We start from the raw sequence: 20873 nt of genomic DNA, 5'->3' as shown, positions 1-20873 counted from the left end.
GCTCCCCGCCCGGACAGCGGTGCGGGACGCTCGGTCACCCGCGCCGTACGCCTTCGCGGGGCCCGGAGTCCGGGCCCCGCGAAGGCACCGTGGGTCAGGCCGCCTGGGCGAGGAGTTCCGCGCGGCCGAAGAGGAGCGCGTAGCCGGGCGGCAGGCAGCTGACGACCTCGGCGACGCGGTCGTCACCCACCAGGGCGGCGACCTGGCTGAGGACCACCCCGGCGTCCCACCGGGCGGTCGCCGGGGTCCCTCCGGTCTCCTCGGCGAGCCGGGCGACGAACGCGGCCCCGGCGAGCTGCTTCACGGCCGGGACCTCAGCGGTGAACACGCGGGCGGCCTCCTCGGGCAGGGCGGCGGCCAGGGCGACACGTTCGTCACCGGCGATCTGGCGGCCGAGCGCGCCCAGCACGGCACGCAGGCTCTCCTCGGCGCGTTCGCGCGTGGGGTAGGCGCCCTCGTACCGGATCTTCTCCAACAGCAGGCCAAAGGTCGTGTCCATCGGTGCGCCGGCGTTCCGAGGCTCGTGGATCATCGTGGTGGCAGCCCCTCTCGTCCGTACTGCTCGTGTCGATGCGCTGTCCGCCCCCGCGGCTCGTCGTCGAGGCGGCGCGGGGGCGGACAGCGCTGGATCAAGGTCAGGTGCTCTTCGGATGCCCGCCGAGGAGCCGGTCAATCCCGGGTCCTGGTCCCGCTCCGCAGGTGCGCGGGGAAGCGTCCGCAGGACGGCACGGCGAAGGACGGCACGCCGGCGGGCCCGGACGCGCCACCCCGGACCCGCCGTACGGCCCCCCTACCGCCGGTCGGCGGTCTGCGCTCGGCTAGGGCTTGCGGGCGACGAGACCCCACTGGTCGACCGGCACCGCGTCGTCCTCCTCGGGCCGCCAGCGGTCGATGGGGACGAAGCCCGGTTCCACCAGCTCCAGGCCCTCGGCGCAGCCGGTGATCTCCTCCGGCTCCCGGACGAAATAGGGCGGGTTGTCGCCCGAGGCGTACGCCTCCTGCGCCGCCAGTGTCTGCGGGGTCTTCACCGTGTCGCAGAGCACCAGATGGCTTCCCGACGGCATCCGGGCCAGATACCGCCGGACGACCTCGATGCCCTCGGCCGGATCGAGGTGCCCCAGGGTCGAGAGCAGGAGCACGGCGACCGGCTCGGACAGATCGAGGGTCTTCGCCGCCTCGTCCACCACCGCGTCCGTCGCGGAGAGGTCGGCGTCCACATAGGCCGTACGCCCCTCGGGCGCGCTGGTCAGCAGCGCCTCCGCGTGGGCGAGGACGATCGGGTCGTTGTCCACGTAGACGATCCGGGACTCCGGAGCGATGCTCTGCGCCACCTCGTGGGTGCTGTTCGCCACCGGCAGCCCGGTCCCGACGTCCAGGAACTGGCGCACCCCCACCGAGGCGAGATGGCGGATCGCGCGGATCTGGAAGGCCCGGGAGGCCCGCGCGATGTCGGCCATCTGCGGGTAGGCCGCGGTCACCGCCTCGGCCAGCTCCCGGTCCACCGGGTAGTGGTCCTTGCCGCCCAGCCACGCGTTCCAGACGCGTGCCGAGTGGGGAACGTCGGACCGGATGCTGCGGCGGAATTCGTCGTCCTCGACGCTCATGGCTCTCCTCTGCCCGCTTTCCGTACCTGGCGGTCGACCGGACGCACGCGGACCGGCCCCCTGCCGGCGACCGTACCGCGCGCCCCGAAGGCACGCAGCCAAGACGGGACGGGCGGACACGCGAGCAGGCAGGCCGGACGGCGCCGCCCGGAAGATCCTGCCCACGGGACGCCCTCACTCGTGCGCACCGTCCGGGAGGCCGGACCGGGGCGGCGGGGCCAGAATCGAAGACGCTGAGCTCCGGGACGGCCCGTGCCCCACCGCGGCGGTCGTCCTCGCGGGCGGAGAGGGCGGATCGATGGCGGGACCCGCACGCCGGGGGCGTACTCCCCGGCGCGAACGTGACAACGTGGCCGTGGAACGTATGGTCCGCACCCTCATCCGGCGACGGAAGAGGTCGTTCCGCGAGGGCGACGTCACCGTCACCGACCCGCCGAAGGTCCGGCGCGCCGTGACGGCAGCGGCCCTCGGCAACACCATGGAGTGGTTCGACTTCGGGGTCTACGCCTATCTGGCCGGGACCCTCGGCAAGGTCTTCTTCCCCTCCAGCTCACCGGGCGCCCAGGTGGTGTCGACGTTCGCGACCTTCGCCGCGGCCTTCCTGGTACGCCCGCTGGGCGGGCTGGTGTTCGGGCCGCTGGGCGACCGGGTGGGACGGCAGAAGGTCCTCGCGGTCACGATGATCATGATGGCGGCGAGCACCTTCGCGGTCGGGTTCCTTCCCACGTACGCGGCGGTCGGCTTCGCCGCCCCGTTGCTGCTCCTGGTCTGCCGTCTGGTGCAGGGGTTCTCGACCGGCGGGGAGTACGCGGGCGCGACGACGTACATCGCGGAGTACGCCCCCGACAAGCGGCGCGGGTTCCTGGGCAGCTGGCTCGACTTCGGCACGTTCGTCGGCTATTCGCTGGGCTCGGGTCTGGTCACCGTGCTCACCGCCGTGCTCGGCACGGACGGGATGACGGACTGGGGCTGGCGCATCCCGTTCTTCGTCGCGGGCCCGATGGGCATCATCGGGCTGTACATGCGCCTGAAGCTGGAGGAGACGCCGGCCTTCCAGAAGGAGGAGGCCTATCAGGCCGCGGAGTCCCGCTCGGGCTCGGGCGCCGGGGGCGATCCGGTCGAGGAGGCCCGGCAGTCGGGCAAGGGGCGGCTCAAGGAGATCTTCACGAGGCACTGGCAGGCCGTGCTCATCTGCATGGGCCTGGTGCTGCTGTACAACGTCACGAACTACATGGTGACGTCCTACCTGCCCACCTACATGTCCTCCACGCTGGGCGAGCCGGAGACCACCTCGCAGCTGCTGGTCCTCGGCACGATGCTGCTGGTGGTGCTGCTCATCACCACCGTGGGCCGGACCTCGGACCGGTGGGGCCGCAGACCCGTCTTCATGGCGGGCAGCGTGGCCCTGATCGCGCTGGCCGCACCCGCCTTCCTGCTGATCCGGCAGGGCGGGATCCTGCTGCCCGCCCTCGGGTGCGCGGTGCTCGGTCTGCTGCTGGTCTGCTTCGCCGGGACGGCGGCCTCGACGCTGCCCGCCCTGTTCCCGACGCGGCTGCGGTACGGGGCGCTGTCGATCGCCTTCAACATCTCCGTGTCGCTGTTCGGCGGTACGACTCCGCTGTTCGCCTCGGGGCTGGTGGAGGCCACGGGCAACGAAATGGTGCCCGCGTACTACCTGATGGTGGCCGGGGTGATCGGACTGGTGGCCACGTTCTTCCTGCACGAGACGGCGGGGCGGCCGCTGCGGGGTTCGGGCCCGATGGTGGAGACGCCCGAGCAGGCCCGCGAACTGGTGGCACGGAGCAGGACCGCGGCGGGCCGCCAGGCGCGCGACGTGTGGCTGCGGGTGCGGAACCTCTGGCGGGGGCCTCCGGCCTGAGACCGTACCGGTCGTGGGGCGCCGCCCCGCCGATGAACGCCTGCGTTCAGCTCAGTAGCAGGGCGCTGTCACAGACAGGCGATGGCCACCGCCACGGCCACGAGGGCGGTGGGCAGTTCGGCCGGCGCGGCTCCGGCCGCCTCCCGCGCCTGCCGGTTGTCGGCTGTCGGCTGTCGGCTGTCGGACGACGCCGCCCCGTCTCGGGGCGAAGGCGCCCATGCCGCTTCCCTTCCGGCCGGGGTTCGTCCGGCGTCCCCCGGCACAGCCCCCGCCGGATCCGGTCCGTGTGATTCGCCAGGGGTTCCCTGCCCAGCGCGGCGCGCCGCCGGTCCGCCTCATCCGACTGCTCCGTCGGCCAGGGCACCAGTTCGCCCTCGACGGGCTCAACCTCGGTCCCTTAGACCTGAGAGCACCCCTGGCATGCACACAACTCGTTCGAGAGATAGGCGACTTCACGCCACGGCAGTGCGCGGCGTGAAGTCGCCTCCCCGATCAGCTCCATGCAGTAGCGGCGGAAGTCGAGGGGCCGCCGACGTGCCGGACCCGGCGGCAAGCGGCGGAGGCCGCATCGGCGCCCAGGAGGGAGTACCCCGGCCATCCGTGGCCGGGGTACGGCCACGGCGAGCCGGGGGATTCCGGCGTCACATCCCGCAGCCGGCGCCCCGCCCGCGCTCGGCGCGAGGGCTCTACTGGCCGGTAGACATCTAGGCGACGCAGGTCACACTGCTCTACCGTCGGGGCACCGCCCCGGCCCCCACGTCGGTGAGCCGCCGACCGGGTCCGGCATCCCGTCTCCCGCCCCAGGAGGTCCCATGCCACCCCCCACCGTCCGCCGTTCCCGGCGCAGGCTCCCCGTCGCGGTGCTCGCGGCCGCCCTCGGAGCGGTCACCCTCGGCGCCCCCTCCCCCGCGTCCGCGTCCCCGTCGGACGCCGCCGAAGAGGCGGGCCACCTCGTCGGGCGCGGCATCGCGGATGTCACGGGCGAGGCGGCCGAGACGGGGATGATGGGCTACTCCAGCTTCGACCAGAAGACCTCGGGCATCCATCAGCGGCAGCGGTCGCGCGCCTTCGTCGTCGTCGACCGGGCGAGCGGCAAGCGCGTGGTCTACGTCAACGCGGACCTGGGGATGATCTTCCAGTCCGTCCGGCAGGGCGTCATGGCCCGGCTGAAGGAGCGGTACGGCAGCCTGTACGGCGAGGACAACGTCCTGCTCTCGGCCACGCACACCCACTCGGGGCCCGGCGGGTACTCCCACAACGTCGCCTACAACCTCTCCGTCCTCGGCTTCCAGAAGGAGACGTACCGGGCGATCGTCGACGGCATCACCGAGTCCGTGGCCAAGGCGCACGACGACCTGAAGCCCGGCACGATGAGCCTGGGCACGGGGACCCTCACCAACGCCAGTGTCAACCGCTCCCGGGAGGCGTTCGACCGCAATCCGGCCGCCGACCGGTCCGCCTTCCCCGACGGCATCGACCCGGCGATGACCGTGCTGCGCTTCCGGCAGGGCGGGAAGGACGCGGGCGCGATCAGCTGGTTCGCCACCCACAACACCTCGATCACCAACAAGAACACGCTCATCAGCCCCGACAACAAGGGCTATGCCTCCTACGTCTGGGAGCACGACCACGAGGGCGTCCGCTATCTCGACGACACCCCGGGGTTCGTCGCGGCCTTCCCCAACACCAACGCCGGCGACATGTCCCCCAACCTCAATCTGAAGCCCGGCTCCGGGCCCACCGAGGACGAGTTCGAGAACGCGCGCGTCATCGGCGAGCGCCAGCTCGACAAGGCGCGCGAGGTGTACGACGACGCGCGGCCCGTCACGGGAGGGGTCGACTCCCGGATCGCGTATGTCGACATGGAGAACGTGACCGTACGACCGGAGTACACCCCGGACGGCAAGGAGCACCGCACCTGCCCCGCCGTGGTGGGCGCGTCCACACTCGCGGGCAGCGTCGAGGACGGTCCGGCCATCCCTCTCTTCGAGGAGGGCATGCGCACCCCGGTCGCTCCCATCCTCGAAGCGCTGCGCGTCGACACCCCGTCCTGGCTCGCCACCTGCCAGTACCCCAAGGCGAGCCTGATCCCCACGGGCCTGCTGAGCAACGTCCACCCGGTGACCCCGAAGCGGCTCCCCCTCCAGATCATGAAGATCGGCGAGCTGCACCTGGTCGCCGCCCCGGGCGAGTTCACCATCACCTCGGGACTGCGCGTGCGGCGCACGGTGGCCGAGCGGCTGGGGGTACCGCTGGACCGCGTCCTGCTCCAGGGGTACGCCAACGCCTACAGCCAGTACGTCACGACACCGGAGGAGTACGACACCCAGAACTACGAGGGCGGCTCCACGCTCTACGGCCGCTACACCCTGCCCGCCTACCAGCAGGAGTACGCCCGGATCGCGGAGTCCCTGCGCGCGGGCACGGCCCTGGCGCGGGGCACGATGCCGGCGGACGAGTCGGGGCGGCAGTTCACGTTCCAGACGGGGGTCGTGTACGACAACCCGCCCTCGGGCAAGGCATTCGGCGCGGTCCTGAAGGCCCCGGAGAGCTCGTACGCGCGCGGCTCCACCGCCACCGCGGAGTTCGCCACCGGCCACCCGAAGAACAACGTCCGCCGGGGTTCCACCTTCCTGGAGGTCCAGCGGCTGGAGAACGGCACCTGGCAGCGGGTGCTGGACGACGGTGACGGGGAGACCGTCTACCGCTGGACCCGGATCAACGGTCTGACCGGCACCTCGAAGGCCACGATCACCTGGCGCATCGCGGCGGACACCGCACCGGGCACCTACCGGATCGTCCACCACGGGGACGCGAAGAACCTGCTGGGCAGGATCACACCGTTCTCCGGGGCGACGGGTGCCTTCACCGTGAAGTAGGGGCGGCAGGAACCCCCGTCGGGACGGAGGGGTTCAGGTCGTGCGCGGGGTGGGCTGGAACCAGGCGGGGCCATCGGTGAGGGCCTGCTTGATCCGGAACAGGGCGAACTCGCCGAGCGGCGGCAGCCCGTCCAGCGGGAACCAGCCCACCTCCAGCGACTCGTCATCGGCGACCCGCGCCTCGCCGCCGGTCGCCCGGCAGCGGAAGGTGATGTCCAGGTACTGGCAGTGGTCGCCGTTGGCGTACCGCACGGGCTGCAGCGCCTGGGTGAGCACCACCCGCTCGGCCGCACAGTGCACGCCCGTCTCCTCCAGTACCTCGCGCTCCGCCGTCGCGGCCGGCTCCTCCCCGGGTTCGGAGATCCCCCCGATGACCGCCCACTTCCCCGTGTCCACGCGCCGGTTCAGCAGCACTCGGCTCTCGTCGTCGAGCACGACGGCGGTCACGCCGGGCAGCAGGAGCAGCTGGTGCCCGGCGGTGGCACGGATGTCACGGATGAAGTCGGGAGTAGCCATGGATCCGAGCCTACGCGGCCGGATCAGGCACTATGGCCCGACGGCCCCGCCCTTGCGGGACCGGAAGGCCGAGACGCCCGCCCAGCCCAGGCCCGCCAGGGCCAGCAGGGCGATGACGCCCTCGGGCAGCGGGCCCATCCGGGTGGCGGGGGTGAGCGAGGAGCGCAGCGGGACCTCCTCGACGAGGGCGTCGGGGGTGAACATCCCGCTCTTCTCCGCGATCGTGCCGTCGGGCCGGATCACCGCGCTGACCCCGCTGGTGACGGGGACGACGACGGCCCGGCCGTGCTCGACGGCCCGCACCTGGGACATGGCCAGCTGCTGGTAGGTCATCTCGCTGCGCCCGAAGGTCGCGTTGTTGCTCGGTACGGCGATCATCTGCCCGCCGTGCTCGACCGTGTCGCGGACGGCGTCGTCGAAGGCGGCCTCGTAGCAGGTCACGAGCCCCACCTTCGTCCCCGCGAGGTCGAAGACGCCCACCTCAGTGCCGGGGACGAACTCGCGCTGCACCCGGTCCACGTCCTCGCTGAAGAAGCGGGCGACCGTGCGCATCGGCATGTACTCGCCGAACGGCTGGATGTGGCGCTTGTCGTAGGTGTCGACCGGGCCCTGGTCGGGGTCCCACTCGATCAGCGTGTTGCGGAGGCTGTCGGAGCCCTTCTCGACCACCGAGCCGACGACCGTGGGGACGCCGATCGCCCGGACCGCGTCGTCGATGACCTGGCGGGCGTCCGCGTTGAGGTAGGGGTCGAGGTCGGAGGAGTTCTCCGGCCACAGCACGAAGTCGGGCTGCTTCGCCCTGCCCTCCTTCACCTCGTCGGCCAGCTGGGTGGTGCGCCGGGCGTGGTTGTCCAGGACGGCGCGGCGCTGGGCGTTGAAGTCGAGGCCGAGGCGGGGCACGTTGCCCTGGATCGCGGCGACGGTGGCCGTGCCGTTCTCCGCCGAGTCGTCGACCAGCGGCAGCGCGGCGAGGGCTCCCGCCACGGGTACCAGGACGCTCGCGGCGGCCCCGGCGACGGCCGCGCGGGGGATCGTCCCGGTGCGCCGGTACGCCAGCACCTGGCGCACCGCCTCGCAGAGGCCGAAGCCGCACAGCACAACGGCGAAGGAGAGCAGCGGGGTGCCACCGAGCGCCGCGAGCGGCAGGAAGGCGCTCTCGGACTGGCCGAAGGCGATCTTGCCCCACGGGAAGCCCCCGAACGGGATGCGGGCGCGGACCGCCTCGTCCAGCGTCCAGACCGCCGCCGCCCACACGGGCCAGTACGCGAGGCGGGTCACCGCGGCGATGCCCAGGCAGCCCACGGCGATGAAGAGTCCCTCCGCGGCGGCCAGGGCCAGCCACGGCACCGGGCCGACGTCCTCACCGGTCCAGTGCAGCAGCGGCAGCATGAAGCCGAGCCCCGCCAGGAGGCCGAGGCCGAACGCGGCACGCAGCCGGCGCCCGTGCAGCACCCAGCCGAGCAGCGCGAACCCGGGCAGCACGAGCCACCACACGGTCCGGGGCGGGAAGCTCGCGTAGAGCAGGAGCCCGGACAGCACGGCGGCGGCCGGGCGGAGGAGCTTCCGGGGCAGCCGGGCGGCCCGGGGGGTTGCCGGGGCCGGCGAATCGTCGACGGGTGTCATGGTGGCGCTCACCCGCCGGAGTCTACGGTGGGCGGCTGTGAGCGGCGGTGGCGACCTGCGCGGGGGCGGGGCTCCTGGGGCCCCGGGGCGGCTCGCCGCCGGACCGGCGCGGATGCCGGAGGCGGGGCTGCCGGGCACCGGGACCGCCGGGCCACCGCACGAGGTCCCCGCCGCGCACACCACCCGGCCACCGGGCAAGCTGCCCGCCGCCGGGACCGCACGGACGTCGGACAGGGTGCTCGCCGCCCGGACCGCCCGGTCAGTCGCCGGGCCGTTTCCCCGGTGACGCCAGGTGCAGGCGGTTGCGGATGAACCGTACGGCCGTCTCCGCGTCGTCGACCGTGACGGTGAAGGTGCGCCCGTCGCCGAGGCGCAGAGCCATGCCCTCGCCCTTGCGGACCACCACGGCGGTGCCCTGCTCGGGGCGCCAGCGATAGCCCCAGCCGCCCCACTCGCGCGGATTGATCCGGGGGACGAACTCCGCGCCCGTGACATGGCTGAGCAGGATCCGGCGGCGCGGCAGGCCCGCATGGCCGCAGCGGACCTCCAGGCTGTCCCCGTCGACCCTGACGGCCACATGGACGAAGGCGAGGGTGCCGAAGAGGATCAGCAGGCCGGCGGCGAGGCAGCCGATCACGGACATGAGCAGCGGGGCGATGCCCGAGGTCCACGCTCCGTCGACGGCGAGTTCGATGCCGAGGGCCACACATCCCGCGCCCGCGAGGGCCAGCAGCCACTGGAGCCGGTTGGTGGCCCGGCCGTTCCACTCCGCGGGCGGCGCCTGGCTCGACCCGTGCCTCGCAGTCTCGGGGTGGTCGGTCATGTTCAGCAGCGTAGCCGTGTTCCGGGCTCCCGGCCGGGGCTGCGGGGGCCGATCGGGCGAGCGGGGCCGTCTCCTGCCGCGGACGCCGATGGCTCCATGAGCCCCTCTCCCCTCCGCGTCGCACCGTGATAGGTGGTTCGCCGCGGCGAACCGTCGATCACGGTCCCGGCCGCCGCCGGGCAGGGGCCGGGCGGCGGCCGGGCGCGCGCCGTTCACGGGAACGTCAGCGCGGCGGGCGGGTCAGCCGTGGTACGTGATGTAGCCATTGCCGTCGCGGTCGTTGGCCTTCTTCGTGTACGCGTGCACGTCGGCGCGGGCGCCGGAGGGCTTGTACAGGTAGATGGTGTCCTTGTCGTTGTTCCATATGAAGTTGCAGTTCTGCCGGTAGACGACGTTCTTGGCGTCGGAGTCGGTGCCGTGGTTGCCGCGCAGCTTGACGTAGTCGCCGGGCTGCAGCGTGTGGTTCGACCGGAAGGTGAACCTGTTGCCCGCGGCGTCCTTGACGACGTACCCCTTGAGGTTCACCGTCGTGGTACGCGAGTAGTTCTTGATCGTCAGGTACTCGTTCTTCGTGTTGCCGCCGGAGCACTTGTTGGAGTCGCGCCCGGGGGCGTCGTACTGGACGCCCCTGATCTTCAGGGCCGACGAGTACTCGGCCGCCTGGGCCGGGGCAGTGGCCGCGAGGCCGAGCGCGAGGACCGAAGCGGCGGTGGTGGCAGCGGTCAGGGCATGCCGGGCATGCATGAGGAATCCCCCCTCGATGGTGCGGATGCAGCGTCCAGGAGCCTAGCGAGACCTGTGACCGTCCCGTGAAGGAACAGCGGAGAAAGTGGGCCCGGAATCGAGAGGGCGGGCACTCCGGCTCGGCACCGCACCGCACCGCGCCGCACCGGGGAGCGATGCTGGGCCTGCTCCGGCAGACGGGCGGGGATGCCGACCTGGGTCCGGCCCCTTTCAGCGGGCGAGCCGTGCACATCGCAGAGCGTCTGTCACGGCCCGCGCCACGGCACCGGTACGCGACAGCGCCCCGGCATGCCCGGACCCGTGCCCGGCCGGGCGCGCGGTCAGCGGACGGGCGCTCCGGCGGCCAGGATCCGGCCTTCCGCGTAGGTCAGGGCGGCGTCCGGCAGGGCGGCGACCCGGCCGGCCCGCAGCACGGTGAGGCCCCCGGAGGGTGCGGCCGTCGGGGTGGGTTCCGCGCCGATCCGGCGCAGCGCCTGGGCGGCGACCGCCCCGGCGGAGGCGTGCAGGGCGAGCGGCGGGCGGCCGGGGCGCTGCACGGCGTCGCGGATCCGGGTGGCGACCAGCTCGTAGTGGGTGCAGCCGAGCACGACGGCGCGCACGTCGGAGGGGGTGAGGGCGGCGGCCGCCGCGACGGCCCGGTCGATCGCGGCCTCGTCGCCGTGCTCCACGGCGTCGGCGAGTCCGGGGCAGGGGACCTCGGTGACCTGGGCGGAGCCGCCGAACTCGGCGATCAGTCCGCGCTGGTAGGGGCTGCCGGTGGTGGCCGGGGTGGCCCAGATGGCGACGGAGCCGCCGCCCGCGGCCGCGGGCTTGATCGCGGGGACCGTGCCGATGACCGGCAGGGCGGGCTCCAGCTCGGCGCGGATCGTCGGCAGGGCGTGGACCGAGGCCGTGTTGCAGGCGATGATCAGCGCGTCGGGTCCCTGGGCCGCCGCGGCACGGGCCACGTCCAGGGCACGGGCGGTCAGGTCCTCGGGGGTACGGGGCCCCCAGGGCATCGAGCCCGGGTCGGAGGAGAGCACCAGCTCGGCGTCGGGCCGCAGGCGGCGCACGGCGGCCGCTGCCGCCAGCAGGCCGATTCCGGAGTCCATGAGCGCGATCTTCACCCGGTCACCCTAGCCGACAGCCCTTGCGAACCGGGCTCAGTGGGGCAGACTTCGGCGGATGAGCGCCGTTGCCTGGATCGCCGTGGGTTCGCTGATCGCGTGGGTGTGGCTGCTGCTGGGCCAGGGCTTCTACTGGCGGACGGACCAGCGGCTCCCCCGGCGCGGCGACCCGGCGCGCTGGCCGTCGGTGGCGGTGGTGGTGCCCGCCCGCGACGAGGCGGCGATGCTGCCGGTGAGCCTGCCGTCACTGCTCGTCCAGGACTATCCGGGGGATGCGCGGATCGTCCTCGTCGACGACTGCAGCAGCGACGGCACCGGGCGGCTGGCCCGGGAGCTGGCCGCCCGCTACGGCGGTCTCCCGCTGACGGTGGTGACGCCCGGCGAGCCCGAGGGGGGCTGGACGGGCAAGCTGTGGGCCCTGCGGCACGGGATCGCGGTGGCCCGCCGGGACAAGCCGGACTTCCTGCTGCTGACCGACGCGGACATCGCGCACGAGCCGGACAGCCTGCGCGATCTGGTGGCCGCGGCCGGTCCCGGCGGCCCCGGCGGATTCGACCTGGTGTCGCAGATGGCGCGGCTGCGGGTGGAGAGCGTCTGGGAGCGCCTGGTGGTGCCCGCGTTCGTCTACTTCTTCGGGCAGCTCTATCCCTTCCGCCGGGTGAACAGCGCCCGGTCGCGGACGGCCGCCGCGGCGGGGGGCTGTGTCCTGCTGCGTACGGAGGCCGCCGAGCGGGCGCGGATCCCGGAGTCGATCCGGCAGGCGGTGATCGACGACGTGTCGCTGGCGCGACAGGTGCGGCGCGGCGGCGGCCGGATCTGGCTGGGGCTCGCGGAGCGCGTGGACAGTGTGCGGCCGTATCCGCGGCTCGCGGATCTGTGGCGGATGGTCGCACGCAGCGCGTACGCGCAGTTGCGGCACAGCCCGCTGCTGCTGGCGGGGACGGTCCCGGGGCTGCTGCTCGTCTACGCGGCGCCCCCCGCGACGCTGGTGGCGGGGGTGCTGACGGGTGACGCGCCGGCGGCCTGGGCGGGGGGCGCGGCGTGGGCGGTGATGACGGTGACGTATCTGCCGATGCTCCGGTACTACCGGCAGTCTCTGTGGCTGGGGCCGCTGCTGCCGCTGACGGCGGTGCTGTACCTGCTGATGACCGTCGACTCGGCCGTGCAGCACTACCGGGGGCGGGGCGCGGCCTGGAAGGGGCGCACCTACGCGCGCCCGGAGGCCGCGCCCGACCGGTGACGACGCCTCCGGCGGACGCGCGGCCGGTCCGGTCGGGTGCGGTGGCCGGCCGTCACTTGCGGCCGGGCGTCCAGTTCATGCCCCAGCCGTATGCGGCGTCGATGGTGCGCTGGGGGCTGACGCCCCGGTCCGGGACGAGGTAGCGGGCCTCGCGCTGCACGGTGAGGTCGCCGCCGTCGTGGGTGATGAGGGCGAGGGCGCAGACGGTGGAGGGCACGGTGCACTCGTCGAGGGAGAAGTCGATGGGTGCGCCGTTCTGCGGCTGGAGGGTGACGGTGGCGTGGAGGTCGGCGAAGCTCCGCGCGCCTTCGTAGATGGTGACGAAGATCAGGACGCGCCGCAGCAGGTCCTTGTGGTCGAGGTTGATGGTCATGTTCTCGCCGGTGGAGACCGCGCCGGTGCGGTCGTCGCCGTCGAGGTGGATGAAGGGCGGCTGACGCAGTGAGCCGAAGGCGTTGCCGAGCGCCTGCACCACTCCCTTGCGACCGTCGGCGAGCTCGTACAGGGCGCAGAGGTCGAGGTCGAGATCGCCGTGCATGGCGACGGCCCTGCCCAGCTTCGCCCCCCAGCCCTTGAACTGCTTGCGCACCTCCCAGTTGAGGTTGACGCGCAGCGCGCCGGAGGTGCCGCCCTGCTTGGCGAGCGAGACGGACGGGGCGCTCTTGGTCAGCGTGACCTTGGTGAGCCGTACGGGCTCCGGCGCGGGCGGAGCCGCGGGGGCGGGAGGGGCCGGGGCGACCGGTGCGGGAGGCGCCGGGGCCGGCGGTGCTGGAGGCGTCGCGGCGGGCCGGGGCTGCGAGGGGGCGGGAGGGGCCGCCGGGGTCTGCGGTACCGCCGGAGGCTGCTGCGGTTCGTCCACGGAGATGCCGAAGTCCGTCGCCAGGCCTTCGAGGCCGGTGCTGTACCCCTGCCCGACCGCGCGGAACTTCCACGCGCCCTGGCGCAGGTACAGCTCGCCGAGGATGAAGGCGGTCTCGACCGTGGCGTCGGTGCTGTCGAAGCGGGTCAGCTCGGCGCCGCTTGCCGCGTCCGTGATCCGCACGTACAGTCCGGCCACCCGGCCGAAGGTCCCGCCGTCGGCCGAGGCCGCGACGACGATGCGCTCGATCGCGGGCTCGACCCTGCCGAAGTCGACCAGGAGCGTGTCGGTGACACCGTCGGGAGCGGTGCGCTTGCCCTCGTGCCGGACCGCGCCGGAGGCATGGGAGGGCTGGTTGTAGAAGACGAAGTCGGCGTCGCTGCGGACCCTGCCCGCCACCAGCAGGAGCCCGGAGGCGTCGACATCGGGGGCGCCCGGTGCGGCGTGCCACCCCACTTCGACGCGGACGGTGCCGCCCGGGACCGGAACGTTGCTTCCCTTTTTCATGACCATCATCGCCCCCATCACGTGTCCGGCTGCCCGCAGGCTCTCCCCCACAACCTAGCCCCCGGCCCCGGCGCGGTGTGACGCACCGCCCGGAGAACCCCGGGGCGGCGCAGCGGCCCGGGCACCGTCCTCGCGGGGCGGCGCCCGGGCCGTCGTCGGCCTGCGGCCGGGCCGGACGGGCGGGCCCGGCTACCGTCCGCGCGGCGTGGGCCCCCGGCCGTCCGGCGAGGCGGCCGCGAGGGCCTTCTCGCGCGGAGCGCCGTCCGCCTCCGGTCCGGCGGTCATGGGGGTCCCGTTGTGGGTGGACCACGCCTCCAGCGCGGTGCGGCAGGCGTGGTCCAGATGCCGCAGCCGGGAGAGGTCGAGCTCCACTGGTCCGCCCTTCGGGAGGGCTTCCAGCGTGTCCAGGATCAGGGGCAGGCGCAGGAAGGTGGCACTGCCGCTCAGGACGACCGTGGTGTGGTCCGCGCGCTCCTCGACCTCCAGGCGGACCGCGGAGGTCTCCCACGCCGTCTTGACCACGGCCAGTCCGATGCCGAGCAGAACTCCCATGAACATGTCCGTGAGAACGATGGCCAGCGCGGTCGCGATCAGGACGACGGCCTCGCCCCGGTGGTCACGCCAGAGCGGGCGGATGGCCGTGACGGGGATGAGCTTCGCGCCGGCGTGGACGAGCACCCCGGCGAGGGCGGCCACCGGGATCAGGCCGAGCACGGCGGGGAACAGCGCCGCGAACAGCAGCAGCCACACCCCGTGGAGGATCCGGGACGCCTTGGTGCACGCGCCGGCCTGGACATTGGCCGCGCTGCGCACGATGACGGCGGTCATGGGCAGCGCGCCGACGAGACCGCAGAGGGTGTTGCCCGCCCCCTGGGCGACGAGTTCCTTGTTGTACTGGGTGCGCGGTCCGTCGTGCATCCGGTCCACGGCGGCGGCGCTGAAGAGGGATTCGGCCGAGGCGATGAGCGTGAAGGCGAGGACGGCTCCCAGAAGCCCGACGTCCGCCAGGAGACCGAAGTCGTCCAGTCCGGTCAGCCGCAGCGAGTCGGCCAGTCCCCGGACCTCGATGGTGGCGACGGGAGGGTCGAACAGCGCCACCGCCGCGGTGGCCGGCACCACGGCCGCCAGCGGGGCGGGAAGCATCCTGGGCAGACGTCCCGGAAGCCGTTTCCACAGGATCAGTACGGCGATGGTGCCGACGCCGATCGCCACGGAGGAGAGGGCGGCGGCCCCCGTGATCCGGGTGAGGAGCTCCGGCAGGCCGGCCAGGTTGTCGAGACCGCTGCCGGGGGCGGAGGCCCCGGCCATGGCGTAGAGCTGGCTGCTGATCAGTACGAGACCGATACCGGCGAGCATGCCGTGGACGACGGCGGTCGAGATCGCGCGGAACCAGCGGCCGAAGCCGACGAGGCCCAGCCCGACCTGGAGAATTCCGGTGGCCAGGACGAGGATGCCGAGGGCCGCGATGCCATGGGTGGTGACGGCCTCGTACACCAGGACGGTGAGCCCGGCGGCGGGACCGCTGACCTGGAGCGAGCTGCCCGGCATCGCGCCGGCGACCAGGCCGCCGACGATGCCCGTGACCAGGCCCAGTTCGGCGGGGACTCCGGAAGCTACCGCGATCCCCACGCAGAGGGGGACGGCGACGAGGAACACCACGATCGAGGCGAGGATGTCGCGGGACAGGACGTCGGGGCGTAACCGGGGGCGGGGTGAGGACATGGGAGTTCGGCTCCTTGGGGTGGGGGGAGACAGCGGAGGGCGGCGGGACGGCCCGCGGCACTCACCCTCGGGGCGCTGTCACAGGGAGGAGAAGGTTCCGGTCGAGGGCCGGTGAGTGAGCACGGCGCCGGTGTGGACCTCGTAGTACCAGGCGTGCAGCCCCAGCCGGCCCTCGCCCAGCGCCCGGCTCACGCACGGGTAGCCGCGCAGGGTGTCCAGCTGAGTCACCGCGTGGCGCTGTACGGGCTGTTCGCAGTCGGGGCCGAAGCCTTCGAGGTCCTGGAATCCGCCCGCGGGGGCGCACCGGCCGAGCCATCCCCGTACCGCCGGCAGGGCCCGCAGGTCCTCGCCCCGGGCCAGGGCGCCGACGGCGCCGCAGTGGGAGTGTCCGCAGAGGATGATGTCGGAGACCTCCAGCACGCAGACGGCGTATTCGATGGTCGCCATCTCGCTGGTGGGCGTTCGGGGATCGTAGGGCGGGACGATGTTCCCGGCCGTACGCATCTCGAAGAGTTCGCCGGGTCCGGAGTCGGTCAGCAGGGTGGGGACCACCCGGGAGTCGGAGCAGGTGATGAACATGGTGGAAGGCCGCTGGCCGGCCTCGAATTCCTTGAGGTCCCGGCCGGCTCCGCCGCAGCGGGCGGGGAAGGCGCGGGCATGGTCGATGAGTCGGCGCACAGGGGTGTCCTCCCTACGGACGTACGAAAGCGGCGGCGTGAGGCTCGTCACGCGAGGGGCGGGGCCGCTGCGACCATCAGCACCGCTCACGGGCCCCGGGTCACCGAACAGCCCGCAAGGAGGAGTCTCGGGGCGGGCGATGAGCTGGCGGTGAGACGGCCGTGAGACTGCTCTCATCCGACGCGGGGGTAGGGGTGCGCCGCCCCGGCCGCGATGCCTCGCCGGGGCGGCGCACGTCAGGCCCGCAACCGGTAGCCGACGCCCCGCACGGTCTGGACCCGGTCGGCCCCGATCTTGCGCCGCAGGTAGCGGATGTAGACGTCGACGATGTTCGATCCGGGGTCGTAGTCGAACCCCCATACCTGGCTGAGCAGTTGCTCGCGGGACAGGACCCGGTCGGGATTGCGCATGAGGATCTCGGCGAGGGCGAACTCCCGGGCGGACAGGTCGGTGACGCGCTCGCCGGCCTGGGCCCTGCGGGTCCTGAGGTCCAGGAGCAGATCGCCGACCCGCAGCAGGAAGTTCTCCGGTGGCTCCTCGCGTCGCAGGCGCAGCCGTACACGGGCCAGCAGCTCGTCGAAGGCGAACGGTTTGACCATGTAGTCGTCGGCGCCGCTCTCCAGGCCGGCCACGATGTCGCTCACGCTGTCGCGCGCGGTGAGGATGACGACGGGGAGAGGGACGCGCGCCTTCCGCAGCTTGCGCAGCACGGTCAGTCCGTCGTCGCCGGGCAGGCCGAGGTCGAGGATGAGGAGATCGAAGTCCCGTCCCCGGGCGTGTTCGTAGGCGGCCACGCCGTCGGCGACGACCCGGGTGACGTACCCGCTACGGCGCAGGCCCTTTTCTACGAACGCGGCGATGCGTGCCTCGTCCTCGGCTATCAGGATCCTGCTCACAGAGGGTTCCTTCGGTCGTGGGATGCAGTGCGGGAAGGTCGATGACGAAGCGCGCGCCGCCCCCGGCGGCCTCCTCGACGCGCGCGGTGCCGTCGTGGGCCTGGGCGATCTCGCGGACCAGGGCGAGCCCCAGGCCGATGCCGGTGGCGGCCCGGCCAGGAACCGCGGCGTCCCCCTGGTAGAAGCACTGGAAGATCTGTTCGCGGTGCTCCGGGGGCACGCCGGGCCCGGTGTCCGCCACCCACAGCAGCACCCGGCCCCGCCGCAGGCGCGACCCGACCTCGATGGTGTCGCCCTCCTCGGTGTGGCTCACCGCGTTGGCCGCGAGCTGCATCAGGGCCTGCGTGATCCGCTGCCCGTCCAGACGCACGCTGACGTCGGCGACCTCGGCCACCGTCCACCGCCGGGGCCCCAGTGCCTGCGCCTTGGCCGCCGTGTCGACCACGAGGTCGGTCAGGCTGGTCCGGCAGGGCGCGAGGAAGTCGGGGCGCTCGGCCCGCGCCAGGAGCAGCAGGTCGTCCACGATCCGCCGCATCCGGTCCAGTTCGTCGAAGAGCAGGGTGCGGGTCTGCTCGCGCGGGCTGTCGGGCGTCTCCTCCATCAGCTCCAGATGCCCCCTCAGAACGGTGATGGGGGTGCGCAGTTCGTGTGCCACCTCGTCCAGGAACCGGCGTTGCGCGGTGAAGGCGCCCGACAGCCGGTCGAGCATGTGGTTGAAGGTTTCCGCGAGGGCCGCCACGTCGTCGCTCCCCCGCACCGGCAGCCGCTGGCTGAGGTCCGTCTCGCTGATCCGCTCGGCCGTCTGCCGGACCAGCCGGATGGGCGCCAGGACCCGGCCCGCGACCAGCCAGCTCGCCAGCCCCGCCACCACCAGCGCGAAGCAGCCCGAGAGCAGCAGCAGCCGGGCCATGTGGCGCTCCTGGCGCAGCTCCTGGTCCCGGAAGGACAGCAGGACGAGCCGGGTGTCGGCGTGGTCACCCGCCATCTGCACCGGAACGACCCCGTAGCGGACCTTGCCGGCCGGGGAGTCCAGCCACCGGAGGCGGGTGTCGGAGGTACGCGCCATCAGGGCCACGACCTCCGGGTCCCGGTCCAGGCGGGCCGGGGCGGGGCCCGGGCTGCGCCGGTCCGCCCGCCCGTCGACGACGCTGAAGAAGGCGGCGTTGCGCTCGGGGCGGTGGACCGCCATGAACGTGGTCAGCAGCGCGGCGCCGGAGGTGAAGCGCTCACCGGTGTACGGGTCCCGGGAGTTGCGGGCGAACGCGCGCAGCTTGTCGGCCTCGGACAGGAGTTTCGCGTCGATCTGACGGTCCAGCTCCGCCTGCCAGACGATGGTGATGCCGAACGTGGGCACGGCCAGAGCCGCACCGAGCAGCAGGAGCATCCACCCGACGATGCGGGAGCGCGCGCTGGTGGTCCGCCCGGTCATCAGTCGTCCCACTCGTCACCCGCATCTCCCTCAAGACCACCTGATGACTCCGCCTCCCCGCCGTCCACCTCGCCCCGGGGCGCCCGCGACGCCTTCTCGTCGTCGCCGGCGACGTGTGACGTCCGCTCACCTTCACCGCTCCCCGGGCCGTCCGGGGAGCCGTGCGTCCCTCTCCGGGCGGCGGGCGGCGGCGAAGGGGGCACGGGCCGGCCTCCCGAGCAGGTGCGGGACGCGCCGGGCACGGCCGGCACCGCGACGGGGCGGCCGGAGCCGGAGGGAGAGGCGGCCGAAGGCGCGGGGCCGTGCAGAACGGGCACGACCACGACCGGGCCCATGGAAGGCGGCACGCGCTCTCCGGGCCATAACCAGACTCCCAGTAACACCACTGCGCCCGCGCCGCATCCCGCTAATACCGACCTCACCCCTTGCCACTCCATCGAACCATTCTCCCTTCGCGGGACCCGGCAAACGGACTTGAGGAGAGCATTCTCATCTTCGCGGCGCACGACCCCGCCCATCACGCCGTGACATCGCCGTCGGGCGCGCGGTCCGGGAGTCTCCGGACACCGCGGTCCACCCGCCCCATCAGGGGCTTCGTGGCTGACGCGGCGCCGCGGACCATGACGGCGGCAGCACGGGAGGGCACGGCACTGAATCGCGCCAGATCTGCCCCGCCGCGGCTGTTTACCGTCGTTCGACATTACCTTTCGTTGACAGTTACTAGACCTCGCTTTTACATTCGGCGAGCGGGTCGAGGGCGATTCCTTCGACCGTCGACCCCATGACCGGGAGCACCTTCCGCCATGTCATCGGAGGACCTCATGGAACAGCTCATCAAGAAGATGGCCGAGGACGGCGTCTGGCAGAACTGGATCGCCGCGAACTCGGCCCAGGAGGCCGCGAAGAACGGCTGTATCAGCGCAGCGCCCAAGAACGGCTGCATCAGTGCGGCGCCGAAGGCCGGCTGCATTTCCTGACCGGCCGCGGGGCGCCCCGGACCGGCTCCGCGGGAAGTCCTTCCCCACCGCGAAACGTTCCGCGGCGCCCCTGTCCCGGATCCCCCAGCCCCTCTTTCCTCAGCTGTGCGAGACATGAGAAGGAATGAATGAAGGGCCAGCCGACCGACGAGGTCATCGAGCATATTAGCGACATACCGATCTACCAGAAGTCCCTGGCGAACGGTCACTTCCCCGTGCTCGACAAGACGGAGATCGCCCGCGGGTTCCCCGACAACTGGATGACGCCCCGGCTGGCCGCGGCGCTGGAGAGCGGCGAGGCGGAGTTCGTCCTGTCCACCGGCACGAACCACGCCCGGATGCGGCTCATCCGGCCTCCGTACTTCCTGCTCCGCTCCTACTACGACCTGTGGCGCGACCACCCCGACATCGGCGGGACCTGGGCATCGGGCTGCCCCCGCGTCTCCCTGACCACGGTCCTCGCTACCGAGCACGTGGCGCGGGTCAACGCCGCCCGGCGCGGCGCAGAACCGGATCGGACTCCGGCCCCGGCCGACCGCCGGCTGGACGAACGCACCTGCTACCTCAACCTCAGACTGGACCCGGCGCGCTGGGATCGCGAGGACGTGCTGCGGATGCTCCGCGAGATCGATCAGGCCCGGTCCTCACACCCGCAGGGCCACTACCATCTCGACTGCTCCGGCTACCATTTGGCACATCTGGTGCGGAAGGCCGAGGCCTGGGGCCTGCGAGAGGCGTTGCCCGAGCCGGCCAGCATCATCCACGCCTACGAGTACACACCGGAGAACGTACGGCGCTTCCTCCGCCGGCACTTCGACTGCCCGGTCATCGACCTCTTCGGCAGTACGGAGTTGGGCTATCTCTACTACAGCGACCGGGAGGGAAAGTACTGGCCGCATCTCGACGGGATGAGTGTCGAACTCCTGCCGGTGGCCCCCGGAAGCACGATGCACCACCTTGTCGTCACCAGTGTGCGCAATCCCCACATGCCGCTCGTCCGCTACCGTTCGGGCGATTGCGTGCGCACCCTGGACGGCACGCCGGACCCCACGGGTATCGTCCAATTCTGCGGCAGGCTCGCGGAATTGCTCCCCGCACCCAGGGGTCCGGTCGCCCAGGGCGACCTCGACCGGCTTATCGCGGCCACTTCCCCCCGGATCTTCCTGCACCAACTCCGCCTCCACGGTGATACGGAGGCCACCCTGCTGTACACCACGTTCACCGGCGAACCGCTCGGGGAGTCCGAGACCCGGTCGCTGCGGCGGAGCACCGGCGAACTGACCGGACGCACCTGCCGGGTCGAGCACCGCACCCACATTCCGATCGGCCCCTCCGGCAAGTACACCTGGCTGACCGGTTCACGTACCTGACGCAGCGCCCCCTCCAGGAAG

17 protein-coding genes are annotated in these 20873 nt (G+C 72.6%); 5 read left to right on the top strand and 12 right to left on the bottom strand.

The window, feature by feature from the left end; translation table 11 throughout:
* Positions 1–94: 94 nt before the first annotated feature.
* Positions 95–532 (bottom strand): DUF2267 domain-containing protein, encoded by a 438-nt coding sequence (locus KME66_RS31835; protein WP_216328441.1) that lies wholly within the window; start codon positions 530–532, stop codon positions 95–97.
* Between the two features lie 286 nt (positions 533–818).
* Positions 819–1604: an SAM-dependent methyltransferase gene (locus KME66_RS31830; protein WP_216328439.1), complete on the bottom strand. Its 786-nt coding sequence runs from the start codon at positions 1602–1604 to the stop codon at positions 819–821.
* A gap of 364 nt (positions 1605–1968) precedes the next feature.
* On the opposite strand from KME66_RS31830, the gene proP reads away from it, so the two are divergent.
* Together proP and KME66_RS31820 are read left to right on the top strand one after the other, a co-directional pair.
* Positions 1969–3483: a glycine betaine/L-proline transporter ProP gene (proP, locus tag KME66_RS31825; RefSeq protein WP_216329746.1), complete on the top strand. Its 1515-nt coding sequence runs from the start codon at positions 1969–1971 to the stop codon at positions 3481–3483.
* Between the two features lie 812 nt (positions 3484–4295).
* The gene (locus KME66_RS31820; RefSeq protein ID WP_216328437.1) at positions 4296–6362 is read left to right on the top strand and encodes a neutral/alkaline ceramidase; all 2067 of its coding nucleotides are present in this window, start codon (positions 4296–4298) and stop codon (positions 6360–6362) included.
* A 33-nt stretch (positions 6363–6395) separates the two neighbouring features.
* On the opposite strand, the gene KME66_RS31815 is transcribed toward KME66_RS31820, so the two are convergent.
* The 5 genes from KME66_RS31815 to KME66_RS31795 all read right to left on the bottom strand — a co-directional run bounded on the left by KME66_RS31815 (position 6396) and on the right by KME66_RS31795 (position 11174).
* Positions 6396–6878, bottom strand: coding sequence for an NUDIX domain-containing protein (locus tag KME66_RS31815; protein ID WP_216328435.1), 483 nt, complete (start codon positions 6876–6878; stop codon positions 6396–6398).
* 30 nt (positions 6879–6908) lie between these two features.
* On the bottom strand, positions 6909–8501 hold the full coding sequence (gene lnt / locus KME66_RS31810; RefSeq protein ID WP_216329744.1) for an apolipoprotein N-acyltransferase: 1593 nt from the start codon (positions 8499–8501) through the stop codon (positions 6909–6911).
* A gap of 259 nt (positions 8502–8760) precedes the next feature.
* Positions 8761–9324: a hypothetical protein gene (locus KME66_RS31805; protein WP_073224128.1), complete on the bottom strand. Its 564-nt coding sequence runs from the start codon at positions 9322–9324 to the stop codon at positions 8761–8763.
* Positions 9325–9564: 240 nt separating this feature from the next.
* Positions 9565–10068: a lamin tail domain-containing protein gene (locus KME66_RS31800; RefSeq protein ID WP_073224129.1), complete on the bottom strand. Its 504-nt coding sequence runs from the start codon at positions 10066–10068 to the stop codon at positions 9565–9567.
* Between the two features lie 320 nt (positions 10069–10388).
* Positions 10389–11174 carry a glutamate racemase gene (locus KME66_RS31795; RefSeq protein WP_216328432.1) on the bottom strand — a complete coding sequence of 262 codons (786 nt, stop codon included), beginning with the start codon at positions 11172–11174 and terminating at the stop codon, positions 10389–10391.
* A gap of 58 nt (positions 11175–11232) precedes the next feature.
* On the opposite strand from KME66_RS31795, the gene KME66_RS31790 reads away from it, so the two are divergent.
* Positions 11233–12414 carry a glycosyltransferase gene (locus tag KME66_RS31790; RefSeq protein WP_216328430.1) on the top strand — a complete coding sequence of 394 codons (1182 nt, stop codon included), beginning with the start codon at positions 11233–11235 and terminating at the stop codon, positions 12412–12414.
* Positions 12415–12466: 52 nt separating this feature from the next.
* Here KME66_RS31790 and KME66_RS31785 read toward each other — a convergent pair whose 3' ends face one another.
* From KME66_RS31785 to KME66_RS31765, 5 genes are all read right to left on the bottom strand, one after another.
* A complete protein-coding gene (locus KME66_RS31785) occupies positions 12467–13798 on the bottom strand; it encodes a TerD family protein (RefSeq protein ID WP_216329742.1) in 1332 nt (443 codons plus the stop codon).
* 171 nt (positions 13799–13969) lie between these two features.
* Positions 13970–15502, bottom strand: a complete 1533-nt coding sequence (locus tag KME66_RS31780) for a SulP family inorganic anion transporter (RefSeq protein ID WP_216328428.1) — start codon at positions 15500–15502, stop codon at positions 13970–13972.
* Positions 15503–15580: 78 nt separating this feature from the next.
* Positions 15581–16180, bottom strand: coding sequence for a carbonic anhydrase (locus KME66_RS31775; protein WP_216328427.1), 600 nt, complete (start codon positions 16178–16180; stop codon positions 15581–15583).
* Positions 16181–16416: 236 nt separating this feature from the next.
* Complete coding sequence (locus tag KME66_RS31770; protein WP_216328425.1) at positions 16417–17076, bottom strand: response regulator transcription factor; 660 nt, start codon at positions 17074–17076, stop codon at positions 16417–16419.
* Complete coding sequence (locus KME66_RS31765; RefSeq protein WP_216328423.1) at positions 17006–18505, bottom strand: cell wall metabolism sensor histidine kinase WalK; 1500 nt, start codon at positions 18503–18505, stop codon at positions 17006–17008. Before KME66_RS31765 ends, KME66_RS31770 begins: the two co-directional genes overlap by 71 nt.
* Before the next feature lie 821 nt (positions 18506–19326).
* Here KME66_RS31765 and KME66_RS31760 point away from each other — a divergent pair.
* On the top strand, positions 19327–19482 hold the full coding sequence (locus KME66_RS31760) for a hypothetical protein (protein ID WP_178379065.1): 156 nt from the start codon (positions 19327–19329) through the stop codon (positions 19480–19482).
* A gap of 128 nt (positions 19483–19610) precedes the next feature.
* On the top strand, positions 19611–20852 hold the full coding sequence (locus KME66_RS31755; protein ID WP_216328421.1) for a hypothetical protein: 1242 nt from the start codon (positions 19611–19613) through the stop codon (positions 20850–20852).
* The last annotated feature ends 21 nt before the right edge of the window (positions 20853–20873 follow it).

Origin of the sequence: Streptomyces sp. YPW6 (assembly GCF_018866325.1) — a bacterium.
Lineage (GTDB): Bacteria > Actinomycetota > Actinomycetes > Streptomycetales > Streptomycetaceae > Streptomyces.
Note: the sequence above shows the minus strand (reverse complement) of the source record. Positions and strands in the feature narration are given on the sequence as shown.